Origin of the sequence: Streptomyces tricolor, from assembly GCF_002155905.1 — a bacterium.
In the GTDB taxonomy this organism is placed as follows: Bacteria; Actinomycetota; Actinomycetes; order Streptomycetales; family Streptomycetaceae; genus Streptomyces; species Streptomyces tricolor.
Map to the genome: position 1 here is coordinate 318 of NZ_MUMF01000018.1, position 14,335 is coordinate 14,652.

16 protein-coding genes are annotated in these 14,335 nt (G+C 70.8%); 2 read left to right on the forward strand and 14 right to left on the reverse strand.

What is annotated here, in order from left to right; translation table 11 throughout:
* The 8 genes from CCN44_RS01540 to CCN44_RS01570 form a co-directional block, all read right to left on the reverse strand.
* The coding region (locus CCN44_RS01540) for an aminotransferase class III-fold pyridoxal phosphate-dependent enzyme (protein WP_414820476.1) at positions 1-796 on the reverse strand (796 nt) is incomplete at its 3' end.
* Positions 796-1,605, reverse strand: a complete 810-nt coding sequence (gene ddaH, locus CCN44_RS01545; RefSeq protein ID WP_079080885.1) for a dimethylargininase — start codon at positions 1,603-1,605, stop codon at positions 796-798. The genes CCN44_RS01540 and ddaH, both read right to left, overlap by 1 nt.
* A 153-nt stretch (positions 1,606-1,758) precedes the next feature.
* Positions 1,759-2,244 carry an Lrp/AsnC family transcriptional regulator gene (locus tag CCN44_RS01550; RefSeq protein ID WP_059247994.1) on the reverse strand — a complete coding sequence of 162 codons (486 nt, stop codon included), beginning with the start codon at positions 2,242-2,244 and terminating at the stop codon, positions 1,759-1,761.
* A 37-nt stretch (positions 2,245-2,281) separates the two neighbouring features.
* On the reverse strand, positions 2,282-2,449 hold the full coding sequence (locus CCN44_RS43035) for a hypothetical protein (protein ID WP_107117972.1): 168 nt from the start codon (positions 2,447-2,449) through the stop codon (positions 2,282-2,284).
* Between the two features lie 101 nt (positions 2,450-2,550).
* Complete coding sequence (locus CCN44_RS01555; RefSeq protein ID WP_059247993.1) at positions 2,551-3,501, reverse strand: cytochrome c oxidase assembly protein; 951 nt, start codon at positions 3,499-3,501, stop codon at positions 2,551-2,553.
* A 178-nt stretch (positions 3,502-3,679) separates the two neighbouring features.
* On the reverse strand, positions 3,680-4,705 hold the full coding sequence (locus tag CCN44_RS01560; RefSeq protein ID WP_059247992.1) for a 6-phosphofructokinase: 1,026 nt from the start codon (positions 4,703-4,705) through the stop codon (positions 3,680-3,682).
* A 201-nt stretch (positions 4,706-4,906) separates the two neighbouring features.
* Positions 4,907-5,635, reverse strand: coding sequence for a type 1 glutamine amidotransferase (locus CCN44_RS01565; protein ID WP_059247991.1), 729 nt, complete (start codon positions 5,633-5,635; stop codon positions 4,907-4,909).
* 20 nt (positions 5,636-5,655) lie between these two features.
* Entirely contained in the window at positions 5,656-6,894 is a 1,239-nt protein-coding gene (locus CCN44_RS01570; RefSeq protein WP_086696654.1) for a Mur ligase family protein, read from the reverse strand.
* A 152-nt stretch (positions 6,895-7,046) separates the two neighbouring features.
* On the opposite strand from CCN44_RS01570, the gene def reads away from it, so the two are divergent.
* On the forward strand, positions 7,047-7,601 hold the full coding sequence (def, locus tag CCN44_RS01575; protein ID WP_059247989.1) for a peptide deformylase: 555 nt from the start codon (positions 7,047-7,049) through the stop codon (positions 7,599-7,601).
* A gap of 57 nt (positions 7,602-7,658) precedes the next feature.
* Here def and CCN44_RS01580 read toward each other — a convergent pair whose 3' ends face one another.
* The gene (locus CCN44_RS01580) at positions 7,659-8,267 is read right to left on the reverse strand and encodes a TetR family transcriptional regulator (protein WP_059247988.1); all 609 of its coding nucleotides are present in this window, start codon (positions 8,265-8,267) and stop codon (positions 7,659-7,661) included.
* 169 nt (positions 8,268-8,436) lie between these two features.
* Here CCN44_RS01580 and CCN44_RS01585 point away from each other — a divergent pair, with 169 nt between their 5' ends.
* Entirely contained in the window at positions 8,437-9,663 is a 1,227-nt protein-coding gene (locus tag CCN44_RS01585) for an acyl-CoA dehydrogenase family protein (RefSeq protein ID WP_059247987.1), read from the forward strand.
* 3 nt (positions 9,664-9,666) lie between these two features.
* On the opposite strand, the gene CCN44_RS01590 is transcribed toward CCN44_RS01585, so the two are convergent.
* From CCN44_RS01590 to CCN44_RS01610, 5 genes are all read right to left on the reverse strand, one after another.
* Entirely contained in the window at positions 9,667-10,188 is a 522-nt protein-coding gene (locus CCN44_RS01590; protein ID WP_059247986.1) for a cupin domain-containing protein, read from the reverse strand.
* 7 nt (positions 10,189-10,195) lie between these two features.
* Positions 10,196-11,413 carry a cytochrome P450 gene (locus CCN44_RS01595; protein ID WP_202430200.1) on the reverse strand — a complete coding sequence of 406 codons (1,218 nt, stop codon included), beginning with the start codon at positions 11,411-11,413 and terminating at the stop codon, positions 10,196-10,198.
* The gene (locus CCN44_RS01600; protein WP_059254824.1) at positions 11,410-12,474 is read right to left on the reverse strand and encodes a type III polyketide synthase; all 1,065 of its coding nucleotides are present in this window, start codon (positions 12,472-12,474) and stop codon (positions 11,410-11,412) included. Before CCN44_RS01600 ends, CCN44_RS01595 begins: the two co-directional genes overlap by 4 nt.
* 174 nt (positions 12,475-12,648) lie before the next feature.
* A complete protein-coding gene (locus CCN44_RS01605) occupies positions 12,649-12,882 on the reverse strand; it encodes a DUF6213 family protein (RefSeq protein WP_079080884.1) in 234 nt (77 codons plus the stop codon).
* Positions 12,883-12,908: 26 nt separating this feature from the next.
* Positions 12,909-14,294 (reverse strand): NADP-dependent succinic semialdehyde dehydrogenase, encoded by a 1,386-nt coding sequence (locus tag CCN44_RS01610; RefSeq protein WP_059247984.1) that lies wholly within the window; start codon positions 14,292-14,294, stop codon positions 12,909-12,911.
* Positions 14,295-14,335: the final 41 nt, after the last annotated feature.

Here is a 14,335-nt window from a genome sequence, read left to right on the forward strand (position 1 = left end):
CGCCGCCCAGCGCCTTGCCCAGCAGCAGCACGTCCGGGACCACGTCCTCGTGCTCGACGGCGAGGGTACGGCCCGTACGGCCGAGGCCCGACTGGATCTCGTCCGCGATGAACAGGCAGCCCGCGCGGCGGGTCAGCTCCCGCACCCCGGCGAGATAGCCGTCGTCCGGGATGATCACGCCGGCCTCGCCCTGGATCGGCTCGATCAGCACGGCCGCCGTGGTGTCGTCGACCGCCGCCTCCAGCGCGGCCAGGTCGTTGTACGGCACGATCCGGAAACCGGGTGTGAACGGGCCGAAGCCGGCACGGGCCGTCTCGTCCGTGGAGAAGCTGACGATGGTCGTCGTACGGCCGTGGAAGTTCTCCGCCGCGACGACGATCGTCGCCCGGTCGGCGGGGACGCCCTTCACGTCGTACGCCCATTTGCGGGCCACCTTGATGCCGCTCTCCACCGCCTCCGCGCCGGTGTTCATCGGCAGCACCATGTCCAGGCCGGTCAGCTCCGCGAGCCGTTCGGCGAACTCGGCCAGCCGGTCGTTGTGGAAGGCGCGGGAGGTGAGGGTGAGCCGGTCCAGCTGGCGGTGCGCCGCCTCGACCAGCGCCGGGTGCCGGTGGCCGAAGTTGAGGGCCGAGTAGCCGGCCAGCATGTCGAGGTAGCGGTTGCCCTCGACGTCCTCCACCCAGGTGCCCTCGGCCCGGGCCACGACCACGGGCAGCGGGTGGTAGTTGTGCGCGAGAACCGGCTCCTCCGCGCGGATGAGGTCGTCGGACGTACGGGGGCGCGCGGGTGCGGTCATCAGCGGATCTCCTGGGTGCAGCACTTGATGCCACCGCCGGCCTTGTGGAACTCGGACAGGTCGACGGGGACGGGGACGTAACCGTGGTCGGCGAGGCGCTCGGCCAGTGCCTCCGCCTTCGGCGCGATGAAGACGTGCCGGCCGTCGGAGACGGAGTTCAGGCCGAACGCCATGGCGTCCTCGCGGGTGGCCAGGACCGCGTCCGGGTACAGGCGCTTCAGCACCTCCCGGCTGCCCGGCGAGAACGCCTCCGGGTAGTAGCAGATGTTGTCGTCGTCGAGGACGAACAGCGCCGTGTCCAGGTGGTAGAAGTACGGGTCCACCAGGGTCAGGCCGATCACCGGGTGGCCGAGGAACTCCTGCGCCTCCCGGTGCGCCTCGCGGGTGGTGCGGAACCCGGTGCCGGCGAGCACGTACCGGCCCGTCCACACCAGGTCGCCCTCGCCCTCGGTCACCGACTCGGGGCGGTACACGTCGTAGCCCGCCGCCTTGAACCAGGTGTCGTAGTGCACCGACTCCGGGCGCCGCTCCGGAGCGTGGAACAGGGAGCCGAACACCCGGCCGCCGACGACGAACGCCGCGTTGGCCGCGAACACCATGTCGGGCAGGCCGGGGACCGGCTCGACGCTGTCGACGGTGTGACCGTGGGCCCGGTAGGCGCGGATCAGCGCCTGCCACTGCTCCTGGGCCAGGTCCACGTCGACCGGCTTGTCGGGGTGCATCCAGGGATTGATCGCGTACTGGACGGCGAAGTGTCTGGGTTCACAGACGAGAAAACGCCGGGGACGCGGCACACGACTGTCGGACACAGAGGGTTTCCTCCGCTTTCCTGTGTGTCACTGAGGGGTGCCACCACGGTAGGAAGAGAGGAAGACGGGCGACAAGCGCGAAAAGCTGCGTGGATGCGCAGCATCGCTGCTTTCTCGCCGGGAGATACGCAGCAGTCCTGCGTGTTTCCCTGATCATTCGGGGGCAGGGTGCGTGGCGCCCGCCTCGGGGCTTTCCGGGAGCAGATGGGACAGCACCATCACGCTGATCGTCTTCCGGATGAACGGCTCGGCGCGGATGCGCTCCAGCACCTCCTCGAAGTGCTCGACGTCCCGGGCGCGCACATGCAGCAGCGCGTCCGCGCCGCCGGTCACCGTCATGGCCGCCGCGATCTCCGGGTGGTTGCGCACGACCTCCGCCAGCCGCCGGGGCGGAGCCGCGCCCTCGCAGTACACCTCGACGTACGCCTCCGTGCGCCAGCCCAGCGCCGCGGGCTTGACCGTCGCCGTGAACCCGGTGATCACCCCGGTCTCGCGCAGCCGGTCCACCCGCCGCTTGACCGCCGTGGCGGACAGCCCGATCGCCGCTCCGATCTCGGCGAAGCTGGTCCGGGCGTTCGCCATGAGCGCGGTGATGATCTGGCGGTCCAGCTCGTCGAACGAGGGTGTCCTGCTGTTCATGCGGGCACTGTAGCCAGCCCCGGCCGGCCCGCGCGGCTCACGACTGGGTGACCACCAGGGCGAGGGTCAGCAGCCCCAGCACCACCCATCCGAACCACAGCCAGCCGTTGCTGCCGAGCGCGACCGTGTAGGCGGTCACGAGGACCAGCCCGCCGACCGTGAGCGCCCCCATCGCCTTGGTGGAACCGTTCGTGGAACCGGGCATCGCGACACCCTCCTCATGGTCCGTCCCTGACCATGGTGCCCCGATTCCCGGGATACGGCGCCCGCCCGGCGCGGACCCGACGGCCGGATCGGTACGGCCGCTCAGCCCTCGCGCGTGCTGAGGGAGGCCAGATAGGCGTTGTACGCCTCCAGCTCCTTGTCGCCGTCCCGGTCGGCGGCCCGGTCCTTGCGCTTGGCCTGCCGCTGCTCGGAGCGGTACCACTGGAACAGCAGCGCGACCAGCACCAGCACCGACGGGATCTCGCTGAACGCCCAGGCGATGCCGCCCGCCGCGCTCTGGTCGGACAGCGCCTCGATGCCCAGGGAGGCGGGCGGGTGCTCGAAGGTGTCCACCATCGGCGTCGACGCCATCATCAGCGCGATACCGAAGAACGCGTGGAACGGCATGCCCGCGAACAGCTCCAGCATGCGCATCAGATGGCCGGGCCGGTGCGGGCCCGGGTCGACCCCGATGATCGGCCAGAAGAACACCACACCGACGGCGAGGAAGTGCACCATCATCGCGATGTGCCCGGTCTTCGAACCCATCAGGAAGTCGAACAGCGGGGTGAAGTAGAGGGCGTACAGGCTCGCGATGAACAGCGGGATGGTGAACGCCGGGTGGGTGATGATCCGCATGTACCGGCTGTGCAGCAGCATCAGCAGCAGCTCGCGGGCGCCCTTGCGGCCCTTGCCGGCGGTGGGCAGCGCGCGCAGCGCGAGGGTGACCGGGGCGCCGAGCAGGATCAGGATCGGCGACAGCATGCTGATCACCATGTGCTGCACCATGTGCACGCTGAACATGACCATGCCGTAGTCGTTCAGCTTGGTGCACATCACCAGCACGATGGTGAGCACGCCGATGACGTACGACACGGTCCGCGAGACCGGCCACGCGTCACCTCGGCGCCGCAGCCGGGCCACACCCCAGCCGTACAGAGCCAGTCCGGCCAGGCAGGCGAGGAGAAAGAAGGGGTCCGTCGACCATTCGAGCCCTCGCGCCAGCGTGAACGGCGGCAGATCCATCGTCATGCCGTGCCCGCTGTGATCCATCCGCCGGCTCCTGTTTCGTGGGGGTTGTGCGATTCTGTCCGCCCACAAGAGTAGAGCCGCCCCCGGTCACCTCTGCGACCGGGGGCGGGACGACTCATTCAGGGGCGCGGGGAACTGCGTGGCAAACCACCACGCACCCGCAGCCGACGGCGAGACAGCAGCCCCTACGGCGTGCCCCCTACAGCACGCACTCCGCCTCGTCGTACCGCTCGGCGGGAACCGTCTTCAGCGTCTCCACGGCCTCGGCCAGCGGCACCATCACGATGTCGGTCCCGCGCAGCGCCGTCATCATGCCGAACTCGCCCCGGTGCACCGCCTCCACCGCGTGCCAGCCGAAACGGGTCGCCAGCACGCGGTCGTACGCGGTCGGCGTGCCGCCCCGCTGCACATGCCCGAGGATCACCGGACGGGCCTCCTTGCCGAGCCGCTGCTCCAGCTCGACCGACAGCTGCCGGGCGATCCCCGCGAACCGCTCGTGGCCGTAGATGTCCTTGCCGCCCTCGTCGAACTCCATGGAACCGGGCCGCGGCTTGGCCCCCTCCGCGGCGACCACGATGGCGAACCGCTTGCCCGCCTCGAACCGCTCGCCGACCTTCCGCGTCAACTCCTCGATGTCGAAGGGCCGCTCGGGCACGACGACGGCGTGCGCACCGGCCGCCATGCCGGAGTGCAGCGCGATCCAGCCCGTGTGCCGGCCCATGACCTCCACGATCAGCACCCGCTGGTGCGACTCGGCGGTGGTCTTCAGCCGGTCCAGGGCCTCGGTGGCCACGGTCACCGCGGTGTCGAAGCCGAAGGTGACGTCCGTGACGGCGATGTCGTTGTCGATGGTCTTGGGCACGCCCACGATCGGCAGCCCGCTCGCCGACAGCAGCTGGGCCGCCTTCAGCGTGCCCTCACCGCCGATCGGGATGATCGCGTCCAGGCCGAGTTCCGCGACATGGCCGCGGGCCCGCTCCACCCCGTCCCGCAGATGCTCCGGGCGGACCCGGGAGGAGCCGAGGATGGTGCCGCCACGGGCCAGGATGCCGCCCACGGCATCCAGGTCGAGCTTCAGATAGTCGCACTCCAGGAGGCCCTTCCAGCCGTCCCGGAAACCGATGACCTCGTCGCCGTGGTCGGCGACGGCACGGTGCACGACGGACCGGATGACGGCGTTCAGGCCGGGGCAGTCGCCGCCGGACGTGAGGACACCAATGCGCATAGCCCGAATTACCTTCTCAACGTGGGCCGGGTAACCGGACCACGTTGTCCGGCGGATTCCCGGCCACCCTACCGGCGCGAGGGGGTGGCTCCGTAGCGGGCGTCCGCCTGCTGGACGTGCCCGCACATGTGAGCGGACGGACCGTCAGGCGGGCCCGCGGGAATCCTGCCGGACCACGCTGAAATCCAGGTGAAACCCGGGTTACGCGGGCTGCTGCGCCGCGGAGATGCGCTCGTTGCGCAGCGCCTCGTACCAGTGGTCGTCGATCGGCGGCAGCGCGTTGACGTCCAGCGCCAGCTTCAGCAGCAGGTCGGCGATCAGCGGGTTGCGGGCGAGCACCGGTCCGTGCATGTACGTGCCGAAGACGGTCCCGTTGTACGCGCCCTCCGTGCCGTCCCCGGTGCCGTTGCCGTTGCCGACCAGCACCCGGGCGAAGGGGCGGGCGGTGGGGCCGAGGTGGGTCACACCCTGGTGGTTCTCGAAGCCGGTCAGCTGGGGCAGGCCGAGCTGCGGGTCGATGTCGGCCAGCACGTCGCCGACGCACCGCTCCTTCTCGCCGCGCACCGACACCACGTCGAGCAGGCCGAGGCCCGGCTCGCGCTGGCCGAGGTCGTTGATGAACTCGTGGCCGAGGATCTGGTAGCCGGCGCAGACGGAGAAGACGATCGCGCCGTTCTCCACCGCGCGGTGCAGATGACCGTCGCGGCGCAGCCGCTCGGCGGCGAGCCGCTGCGGCCGGTCCTCGCCGCCGCCGATCAGGTAGATGTCACCGGAGGTGGGGATCGGCTGGTCGCTGCGCACGTCGAGCCGCGCCACGTCCAGGCCGCGCTGCCGGGCCCGGCGCTCCACGACGAGGGCGTTGCCCTGGTCGCCGTAGGTGCTCAGCAGGTCCGGGTAGATCCACACCAGCCGTAGTTGGTTGTCGCTCATGAGGTGATCGCCCTTCCTGATCAGTTGCCGACGCGGCGGCGCAGGTCCTGGAACGCGGTGTAGTTCGCGATGACCTCGATCCGGCCGGGCGGGCACATCTGCACGGCCTGGTCGAGGTTGTCGCAGACCTGGAAGTGCTGGTTCGCGACTTCCAGGCGGACGGCGAGGTCCAGCTTCCGGTCGCCGATGACGAAGATCGGGTGGCCGGTCAGCCGGGTGTAGTCGACGTCCCACAGCCAGGAGGTGTCGGTGCCGTCGGCGGAGCGGGCGTTCACGGACAGGATGACCGGCGCGGGCGGCGGGTCGATCAGGGAGAACGTCTCCAGCCAGCCGGCCGGGTTCTTGGCCAGCAGCAGCCGCAGGTCGCGGTCTTGGAACTGGACGACGTCGTACCGGCCGGCCACCGCCTGCACCTGGTACATCCGCTCCAGGGCGACCTGCGGCGGCACCCCGAAGACGGCGGCGACGGCGGCGGAGGAGGCGGCGTTCGCCTTGTTGGCGCGTCCCGGCAGCTGCAAGTGGATCGGCCAGGCCGAGCCGTGCGGGTCCAGCACGTGGTCCCCGGACAGCGCCCAGGTCGGCGTGGGCCGGCGGAAGCCGCACTCGCCGCAGAACCAGTCGTCGCCGGGGCGCTGCATCACGCCGCCGCACGACGGGCAGGACCAGGCGTCCTCCTGCCACATCTGACCGGCCGCGACCCAGATCACATTCGGCGAGGAGGACGCGGCCCACACCACCAGCGGGTCGTCGCAGTTGGCGACGATGACGGCCTTGGAGCCGGCCAGGCCCTCCCGCCAGTTCTCCGCGAGCATCCGGGTCTCGGCGGCGCGGTCGAGCTGGTCGCGGGAGAGGTTCAGCAGGGCGATGCACTTGGGGGCGGTGTCCCGGGCCACTCCGGCCAGGTACTTCTCGTCGACCTCGATGACGCCGAACTTCGCTTCCGAGCCGCCCGCCAGCGCCGAGGTGATGCCGGCCGGCATGTTGGCGCCGAGCGCGTTCGACACGACCGGGCCCGCGGCGCGCAGCGCCTCGGCGATGAGCCGGGTGGTCGTGGTCTTGCCGTTGGTGGCGGACACCAGGACGACGTCCAGGTTCTGGGCGAGCCGCCCGAGCAGGTCGGGGTCGAGTTTCAGCGCGACCCGGCCACCGATCACCGACCCGCTGCCGCGTCCCGCGGCGCGCGATGCCGCAGCGACCGCCTTGCCCGCGGTCACGGCCAGCTTGGCCCGCGGCGTGAGCGGGTCCGAGTTGCCTGCCATCAGTTCTCGATCCTCCTTGCGTACGCGCCGCGCCTGGGGCCATCCGGCAACGTGGTGTGAACCTCAGCCTATCGAGATCCATTCGCACACCCGAATCCCGGCCCACGTCTTCGGCTGCGGGCTTGAGCTGAACGAACCGTACCCTTGCCGCCATGCGACACGGATCCATTCCGGGCGCCCGCGGGCGCGTCCGGCCTCTCACCCTGCTCGGCGACGCGGTGCTGCGCGAGCCCTGCCGGGACGTCACGGACTTCGGCCCCGGCCTCGCGGACCTCGTCGAGGACCTGTTCGCCACGATGTACGCGGCGCGAGGGGTGGGCCTGGCCGCCAACCAAATCGGGGTGGATCTGCGGGTGTTCGTGTACGACTGCCCCGACGACGAGGACGTGCGCCACCTGGGCCATGTGGTGAACCCACGCCTGGTCGAGGCCGACGGTGTGGTGATCCGCGGCCCGGAGGGCTGCCTGTCCCTGCCGGGCCTGGAGGCGGGAACCGAGCGCTACGACCACGCGGTGGTCGAGGGCTTCACGGCGACCGGCGACCCGGTCACCGTCCACGGCACCGGCTTCTTCGCCCGATGCCTGCAACACGAATGTGATCACTTGGCGGGTACGGTGTACGCCGACCACCTGACGGGGTGGCGTCGCCGGAAGCTGATGCGGCAGATCTCCCGGGCCTCATGGCACCGGCCGAGCGGTCCCGCCTGAACGGGCGCGGGGACCCGCGCGCTCGGCCCCCGCGGACCCGCGGGCGAGGAACGGCCCTCAGAACCCGGGACCTCCCACCTTGTCCCCCGCGGCCGCCAGCCGGCCCCACAGAAGGTCGGCGAGAGACCGCACCAACTCGGCCCGGGAGCAGGGGCGGTCGCCCAGCCACCAGTCCCCGGCGGCATGCATCATCCCGACGATCCCATGGCCCCACACCCGCGCCAGCTGCTGACTCTGCGCCCCCAGGTCCACCCGCTCCTCGATGACCTGGGCCAGCTCCTCGCCCATCCGGCGCAACAACGGCACGCTGCTGCCCTCGGCGGGGTGCATGAGGAAGCGGTACACCTGGGGCCGTGCCTCGATCGCGGCGAGGTAGGTGTCCAGGGTGGACTCGACCCGCTCCCGCCGGTCGGCGGGGGCGTCCAGCGCCGCCCGCAGCGAGGCCAGCAGCGCGTCGGTGTGCCGCTTGGCCAAGGCTGCGTAAAGGCCGCTCTTGTCGCCGAAGTGCCGGTAGAGGATCGGCTTCGTGATTCCCGCTTCCGCCGCGATCGCGTTCATCGACGCCTGCGGGCCGTCGCGCAGCACCACCCGGTCGGCGGCCTCCAGCAGCTCGCGCCGTCGGCGGTCGGCGGACCGCTGCTGATCGGTCCGCTGCGTGGTGTCCATGTGCTCTCCCCACCCGTGCTGATTCGGTGACGCCTGCGCAAACTAACACTGACCGCGCCTCTGACATCGAACGGGATGCCGAGGAGTCATCACCGGTTGACTTTTCCTACCGATCAGTAACAGACTCGGGTTACCGCAAGTAACAAGTGCTGCCGCAGCTGGAGGGGACATGGCCGAGTTCACCATGGAGCTGAACGACGAACAGAAGGAAGTACGGGACTGGCTCCATGGCTTCGCCGCCGATGTGATCCGCCCCGCGGCGGCCGAGTGGGACGAGCGCGAGGAGACGCCCTGGCCGGTCATCCAGGAGGCCGCGAAGGTCGGCATCTACTCCCTCGACTTCTACGCGCAGCAGTACTTCGACCCCACCGGCCTCGGCATCCCGATGGCCATGGAGGAGCTGTTCTGGGGCGACGCGGGCATCGCCCTGTCCATTGTGGGCACCGGCCTCGCCGCCGTGGGCGTACTCGCCAACGGAACCGAGGAGCAGATCGGCACCTGGATCCCGCAGATGTACGGCGACCAGAACGACGTCAAGGTCGCCGCGTTCTGCTCCTCCGAGCCCGACGCCGGCTCCGACGTCGCCTCCATGCGCACGCGTGCCGTGTACGACGAGGCCAAGGACGAGTGGGTGATCAACGGCACCAAGACCTGGGCCACCAACGGCGGCATCGCCAACGTCCACGTCGTGGTCGCCGTGGTCGACCCGGAGCTGGGCTCCAAGGGCCACGCCTCCTTCATCGTCCCGCCGGGGACGCCGGGCCTGTCGCAGGGCCAGAAGTTCAAGAAGCACGGCATCCGCGCCTCGCACACCGCCGAGGTCATCCTGGACAACGTCCGGGTGCCCGGCTCCTGCCTGCTCGGCGGCAAGGAGAAGCTGGACGAGCGGCTCGCCCGGGCCCGGGAGAGGGCACGGAAGGGCGGTGAGCGCGTGAAGAACGCGGCCATGGCCACGTTCGAGGCGTCCCGCCCGGCCGTCGGCGCCATGGCGGTCGGCACCGCCCGGGCCGCCTACGAGGTCGCCCTCGACTACGCCCGGACCCGGGAGCAGTTCGGCCGGCCGATCATCGACAACCAGGGCGTGGCGTTCCAGCTGGCCGACATGCGCACCCAGATCGACGCCGCCCGATTGCTGGTGTGGCGGGCCTCGTGGATGGCGATCAACGGCAAGCCGTTCACGGCGGCCGAGGGCTCGATGTCCAAGCTGTTCGCCAGTGAGACCGCGAAGAAGGTGACCGCGCAGGCCATCCAGATACTCGGTGGCAACGGGTACACCCGCGAGTATCCGGTGGAGCGGATGCACCGGGACGCGGCGATCTACACCATCTTCGAGGGGACGAGCGAGATCCAGCGGCTGGTGATCGCACGGACCCTGTCGGGTATGCCCATCCGCTAGTGATCATCGGTGCCTCAACGGGGTGAGCTGCTCGATGTCGTACTTCGCCCGCAGGGCCTCGATGGCCTCCTGGTCCGGGGGGCCGCCGTCGGCGAGGATCTCCAGCAGCTCCTCGAAGTAGCGCTCGTGGTCCGGGGGCGGGGACGCCTGGAAGAACATCCTCGCCGGGGTCTCCGTCGGGTTGGCGAAGGCGTGCGGGCAGCCCGGGGGCACGACGATGACCGTGCCCGGTGTCGCCCGGACCACCCGGTTGCCCGACGGCGACTCCCACTTCTGCCAGTGGTCGGGGGTGCGGATGCGCGGCTCGAAGGCGAGGACGTCCAGCTCGCCTTCGAGGATGTAGAACAACTCCTCGCTGCGCGTGTGCAGATGGGCGCCCACGTCGAAGCCCGGCGGCACCTCCACCTCGAAGGTGGAGGCCATCCGCGAATGGGTGCCGGTGACCTTGAAGGTCACCCGCTGGGCCGGTGTCTCCACGACCCGGCCGTGGCCCGGCGGCACGTACAGTCCCTCGGTCTCGGTCATGGGCGGCTCACCACGTCACCGGAAGGGACTCGGGGCCCCGGATCAACGCGCCCTTGCGGAAGGGGACCTGATCCGGTGCCACCGCCAGCCGCAGCCCCGGCACCCGGTCCAGGAGGGCGTCCATCAGCAGTTCCTCCTCCAGCCGGGCCAGCATGCCGCCGGGGCAGTAGTGCGGGCCGAAGCCGAACGCGACATGCGGGTTCGGGCTGCGGGCGAAGTCGACGGTCTCCGGGTCGGGGAAGACGTCCGGGTCCCGGTTGGCGGCCAGGTAGGAGACGTAGACCGCGTCGCCCGCGCGGACGCGGACGCCCGCGATCTCCACGTCCTCCACCGCGATCCGGCACAGGCCGACCGCGTTGCGGTGCGGGAGGTAGCGCAGCAGTTCGTCGATCGCCCGGGGGCGGATCTCCGGCTCCGCGCGCAGCCGCCGCACCAGCTCGGGGCGGGTCAGCAGCAGGTAGAACATCTGCCCGCTGTTGCTGGTGACCGCCTCGCCGCCGATCTGGAGCAGGACGGCGAGGCCGACGGCCTCCTCCAGCGTGACCTCGCCCCGGCCCACGGCGGCGCCGAGGAGCGAGGTGACGTCCTCGCCGGAGCTGTTCTCGCGCAGTCCGATCAGGTCGGCGAAGTAGGCGCTCATCTCCCGCTTCGCCGTCTCGCTGACCTCCTTGCCGTGCGCGGCGGACAGGATCAGCTGGGTCCAGACGTGCATGCCGTGCCGGTCGCGGGCCGGGACGCCCATCAGCTCGCAGATCACCGCGATCGGGAACGGCCCGAGGACCGCCGCCGTGAGATCCGCGGGCGGGCCGGCCCGCAGGAGGTCGTCGACCAGCTCGTCCAGCATGCGCCGGGCCTTGGCACGGACCCGCTCCCCGCCCTTGGCCGTGAAGGCGGCGGCGACCGAGCTGCGCAGCCGGGTGTGGTGGGGCGGGTCGAGGAAGCCGACCGCGCCCCGGTCGGGGATGAAGTGCGGGGCGAGCCGGGTGACCTGCCGGCCCACGACCGCCTCACGGCTGAAGCGCGGATCGTTGACCACCCTGCGGACGTCGTCGTACCGGGTGACCAGCCAGGCCCAGCCCTCGCCGTGGGGCAGCTGGACCCGGGTGACCGGGCCCTCCGCCATCAGCTCCGCCAGCACCGGGTCGAACTCCGTCCCGGTGAGGTCGAGCGCCGGCCAGTGCCGGACCGGGGGCAGCACCCCGGTGAGGGTCGCCTCCTCGATCATCGGGCGGTCCCGTCCCCGTTGACCCAGCGGCCCACCGTCATCTCGGCGGTGATGCCGGGGCCGAAGCCGGCGAGCAGGCCACGGGCCCGGTCCTCGGCGCCGCCCTCGTCGAACAGCCGGCGCAGCGCGTCCAGGACGACGGCGCTGGCGATGTTGCCGTACTCGGTGAGCGTGGCGCGGCTGAACCGGAAGGCGTGCGGGTCGACCTGGAGGAACTTGCTGAGGTCGTCGAGTATCCGGGGACCGCCCGCGTGGATGATGTAGAAGTCCAGGTCGGACGCGTCCCAGCCGTGGGCGCCGGCCAGGTCCTTCAGCGCCGGGGCGAGCGGCTCCATGGTCGCGGGCACCCGCTTGTCCAGCAGGAAGTGGAAGCCGGTCGCCCGGACGTCGTAGGCGATCCAGTCCTCGGTCTTCGGGATCAGGTAGGAGCCGTTGCGCTCCAGGCTGACGCCCGTGCCGCCGTCCCCGCGCACCACGGCGGCGGCTATGCCGTCGCCGAACAGGCCGTTGGAGAGCAGCGAGCCCACGCCGAGGTCGGTGGGCTGGTAGCACAGCGAGCAGAACTCGCAGGCCACGATCAGCGCGTTGGCGTGCGGATAGGCCGAGCAGAAGTCGTGCGCCCGGTTGATCGCCGCGCCGCCGGCCGCGCAGCCCAGCTGCGCGATCGGGAGCTGGCGGGTGGTGCTGTCGAAGTCCATCTCGTTGATCAGCCACGCCGTGAGCGAGGGCATCATGAAGCCCGTGCACGACACATAGATGATCACGTCGATGTCGCTGGTGAGCAGCTCCGCGTCGTCCAGCGCGCGCTGGATCACCGCGGGAACGCGGGCCTTGGCCTCGGCCTCGTAGAGCTTGTTGCGCTCCTCGAAACCCGGGTGCTTCAGGGTTTCCTCGATGGGCTGCACGATGTGCCGCGTCTTGACGCCGGTGTTCTCGATGAGCCTGAGCGCCAGTGGCAGTTGGGGGTGGTCCGCGTGGCGGGAGCGCGCCAGCTCCAGCGTCTCCTCCATCGTGATCACGTGCTCCGGGACCGACACCGAGGGTCTGCACAAAGTCGCCATGAACCGTCCCTGCTTTCCGCTGTCCGGAAGGTGGTCCACACCTGTGGGGTGCTCCACCCACCGTCACCCGGGAGGACGACGATCTCGCGCTGGATTACTCCGAACCGGGGACCCCGGGGTCCGGCTCGCAGGGCGATTCATGCCGCCGGACGAGGGAAAACACGCTGCCGAACGTTACGGCGCCCCGCTGCTGTGCGCGATGCACGCCACGTCGATCCGGTCGGCCAGCTTGGCCAGCTCGATGGTCAGCGCGGCGACCGTGTCCTCGTCCAGCCCCCGCTCCCCGGCCTCGACAAGATGCAGCCACCGCGCGCCCACGGTCCGCAACAACTTACTCACGTCGGCCGCGGACACCTGCAAGGTACCGCGGTCGTCGACGATCAGAGGCAGGGTCACTTCGCGGTTCACAGAACGGGATGGTAGCCGCGCAGCCGTCACGCACCCTGCCAAACCGTGGTGATGTTGCAGAACTCCCGGATTCCGTGCCCGGACAGCTCACGCCCGTACCCCGACCGCTTCACCCCGCCGAAGGGGAACGCCGGATGGGAGGCGGTCATCCCGTTGACGTACACGGCACCGGCCTCCAGGTCCCGCGCGAACCGCTCCACCTCGTTCTCGTCCCGCGTCCAGACGTTGGAACTCAGCCCGAACAGCGTGTCGTTGGCGATCAGCACGGCCTCGTCCAGGTCGGCCGCCCGGTAGAGGGTGGCGACCGGCCCGAAGGCCTCCTCGCGGTGGATCCGCATGTCCCGGTGGATGCCGGAGAGGACGGTCGGCGGGTAGTACCAGCCCGGCCCGTCCGGCCGCTCGCCCCCGCACAGCACCTCGGCCCCGCTCCGCCGGGCGTCGTCGACCAGCTCCTCCAGGTCCTTGCGGCCCTGCTCGCTGGCGAGCGGCCCGACGTCGGTGTCCTCCGCCAGCGGATCGCCCACCTTGAGGGCCCGCATGCCGGCGACGAACTTCTCGGCGAAGGCGTCGTAGACGTCGGTGTGCACGATGAACCGCTTGGCGGCGATGCAGGACTGCCCGTTGTTCTGCACGCGGGCGGTCACCGCCACCTCGGCCGCGCGGTCCAGGTCGGCGGAGGGCATCACGACGTACGGATCGCTGCCGCCCAGCTCCAGCACCGTCTTCTTGATCATCTCGCCGGCGGTGGAGGCGACCGCCCGGCCCGCGGGTTCGCTGCCGGTCAGCGTGGCCGCCTTCACGCGTTCGTCGCGCAGGATGTCGTCCACCGCGCCGGAGCCGATCAGCAGCGTCTGGAAGCAGCCCTCGGGGAAGCCCGCCCGGTGGAACAGGTCCTCCAGGTAGAGGGCCGTCTGCGGGACGTTCGAGGCGTGCTTGAGCAGGCCCACGTTGCCCGCCATCAGCGCGGGCGCGGCGAACCGGATCACCTGCCACAGCGGGAAGTTCCACGGCATCACGGCGAGGACCGGACCGAGCGGCCGGTAGCGGACCCGGACCCGGGAGGCGCCGGAGTCGCTCACGTCCGCCTCGGCCGGCTCCTCGTCGGCCAGCAGCCCCTCGGCGCGCTCCGCGTACCAGCGCATCGCCTTGGCGCACTTCGCGGCCTCCGCGCGGGCCTGCCCGACCGGCTTGCCCATCTCGGTGGTCATGACCCGGCCGATCTCCCGCTGGTCCTCGTCCAGCAGGTCGGCGGCCTTGTTCAGCAACCGGGCGCGATCGGCGAACGAGGTCGTCCGGTACGTGCGGAAGGTGGCCTCGGCGAGCTGGAGCCGGCGTTCCAGCTCCTCCTCGCCCATCGGCTCGTACGTCTTGAGCGTCTCGCCGTTCGCCGGGTTCACCGTCGCGATGGGCATGGCTGACCTCCCTGGGAGCGGGCTTGTCTCGACCTTCGCGC

Bases quoted from the DNA above. Each gene is read 5' to 3' on its own strand.
- CCN44_RS43035 (WP_107117972.1), bottom strand. From the start codon at position 2,449: ATGCCCGGTTCCACGAACGGTTCCACCAAGGCGATGGGGGCGCTCACG.
- CCN44_RS01570 (WP_086696654.1), bottom strand. From the start codon at position 6,894: ATGGCAGGCAACTCGGACCCGCTCACGCCGCGGGCCAAGCTGGCCGTG.
- CCN44_RS01585 (WP_059247987.1), top strand. From the start codon at position 8,437: ATGGCCGAGTTCACCATGGAGCTGAACGACGAACAGAAGGAAGTACGG.
- CCN44_RS01560 (WP_059247992.1), bottom strand. From the start codon at position 4,705: ATGCGCATTGGTGTCCTCACGTCCGGCGGCGACTGCCCCGGCCTGAAC.
- CCN44_RS01580 (WP_059247988.1), bottom strand. From the start codon at position 8,267: ATGGACACCACGCAGCGGACCGATCAGCAGCGGTCCGCCGACCGCCGA.
- CCN44_RS01610 (WP_059247984.1), bottom strand. From the start codon at position 14,294: ATGCCCATCGCGACGGTGAACCCGGCGAACGGCGAGACGCTCAAGACG.
- CCN44_RS01590 (WP_059247986.1), bottom strand. From the start codon at position 10,188: ATGACCGAGACCGAGGGACTGTACGTGCCGCCGGGCCACGGCCGGGTC.
- CCN44_RS01555 (WP_059247993.1), bottom strand. From the start codon at position 3,501: ATGGATCACAGCGGGCACGGCATGACGATGGATCTGCCGCCGTTCACG.
- CCN44_RS01600 (WP_059254824.1), bottom strand. From the start codon at position 12,474: ATGGCGACTTTGTGCAGACCCTCGGTGTCGGTCCCGGAGCACGTGATC.
- CCN44_RS01550 (WP_059247994.1), bottom strand. From the start codon at position 2,244: ATGAACAGCAGGACACCCTCGTTCGACGAGCTGGACCGCCAGATCATC.
- CCN44_RS01565 (WP_059247991.1), bottom strand. From the start codon at position 5,635: ATGAGCGACAACCAACTACGGCTGGTGTGGATCTACCCGGACCTGCTG.
- CCN44_RS01595 (WP_202430200.1), bottom strand. From the start codon at position 11,413: ATGATCGAGGAGGCGACCCTCACCGGGGTGCTGCCCCCGGTCCGGCAC.
- def (WP_059247989.1), top strand. From the start codon at position 7,047: ATGCGACACGGATCCATTCCGGGCGCCCGCGGGCGCGTCCGGCCTCTC.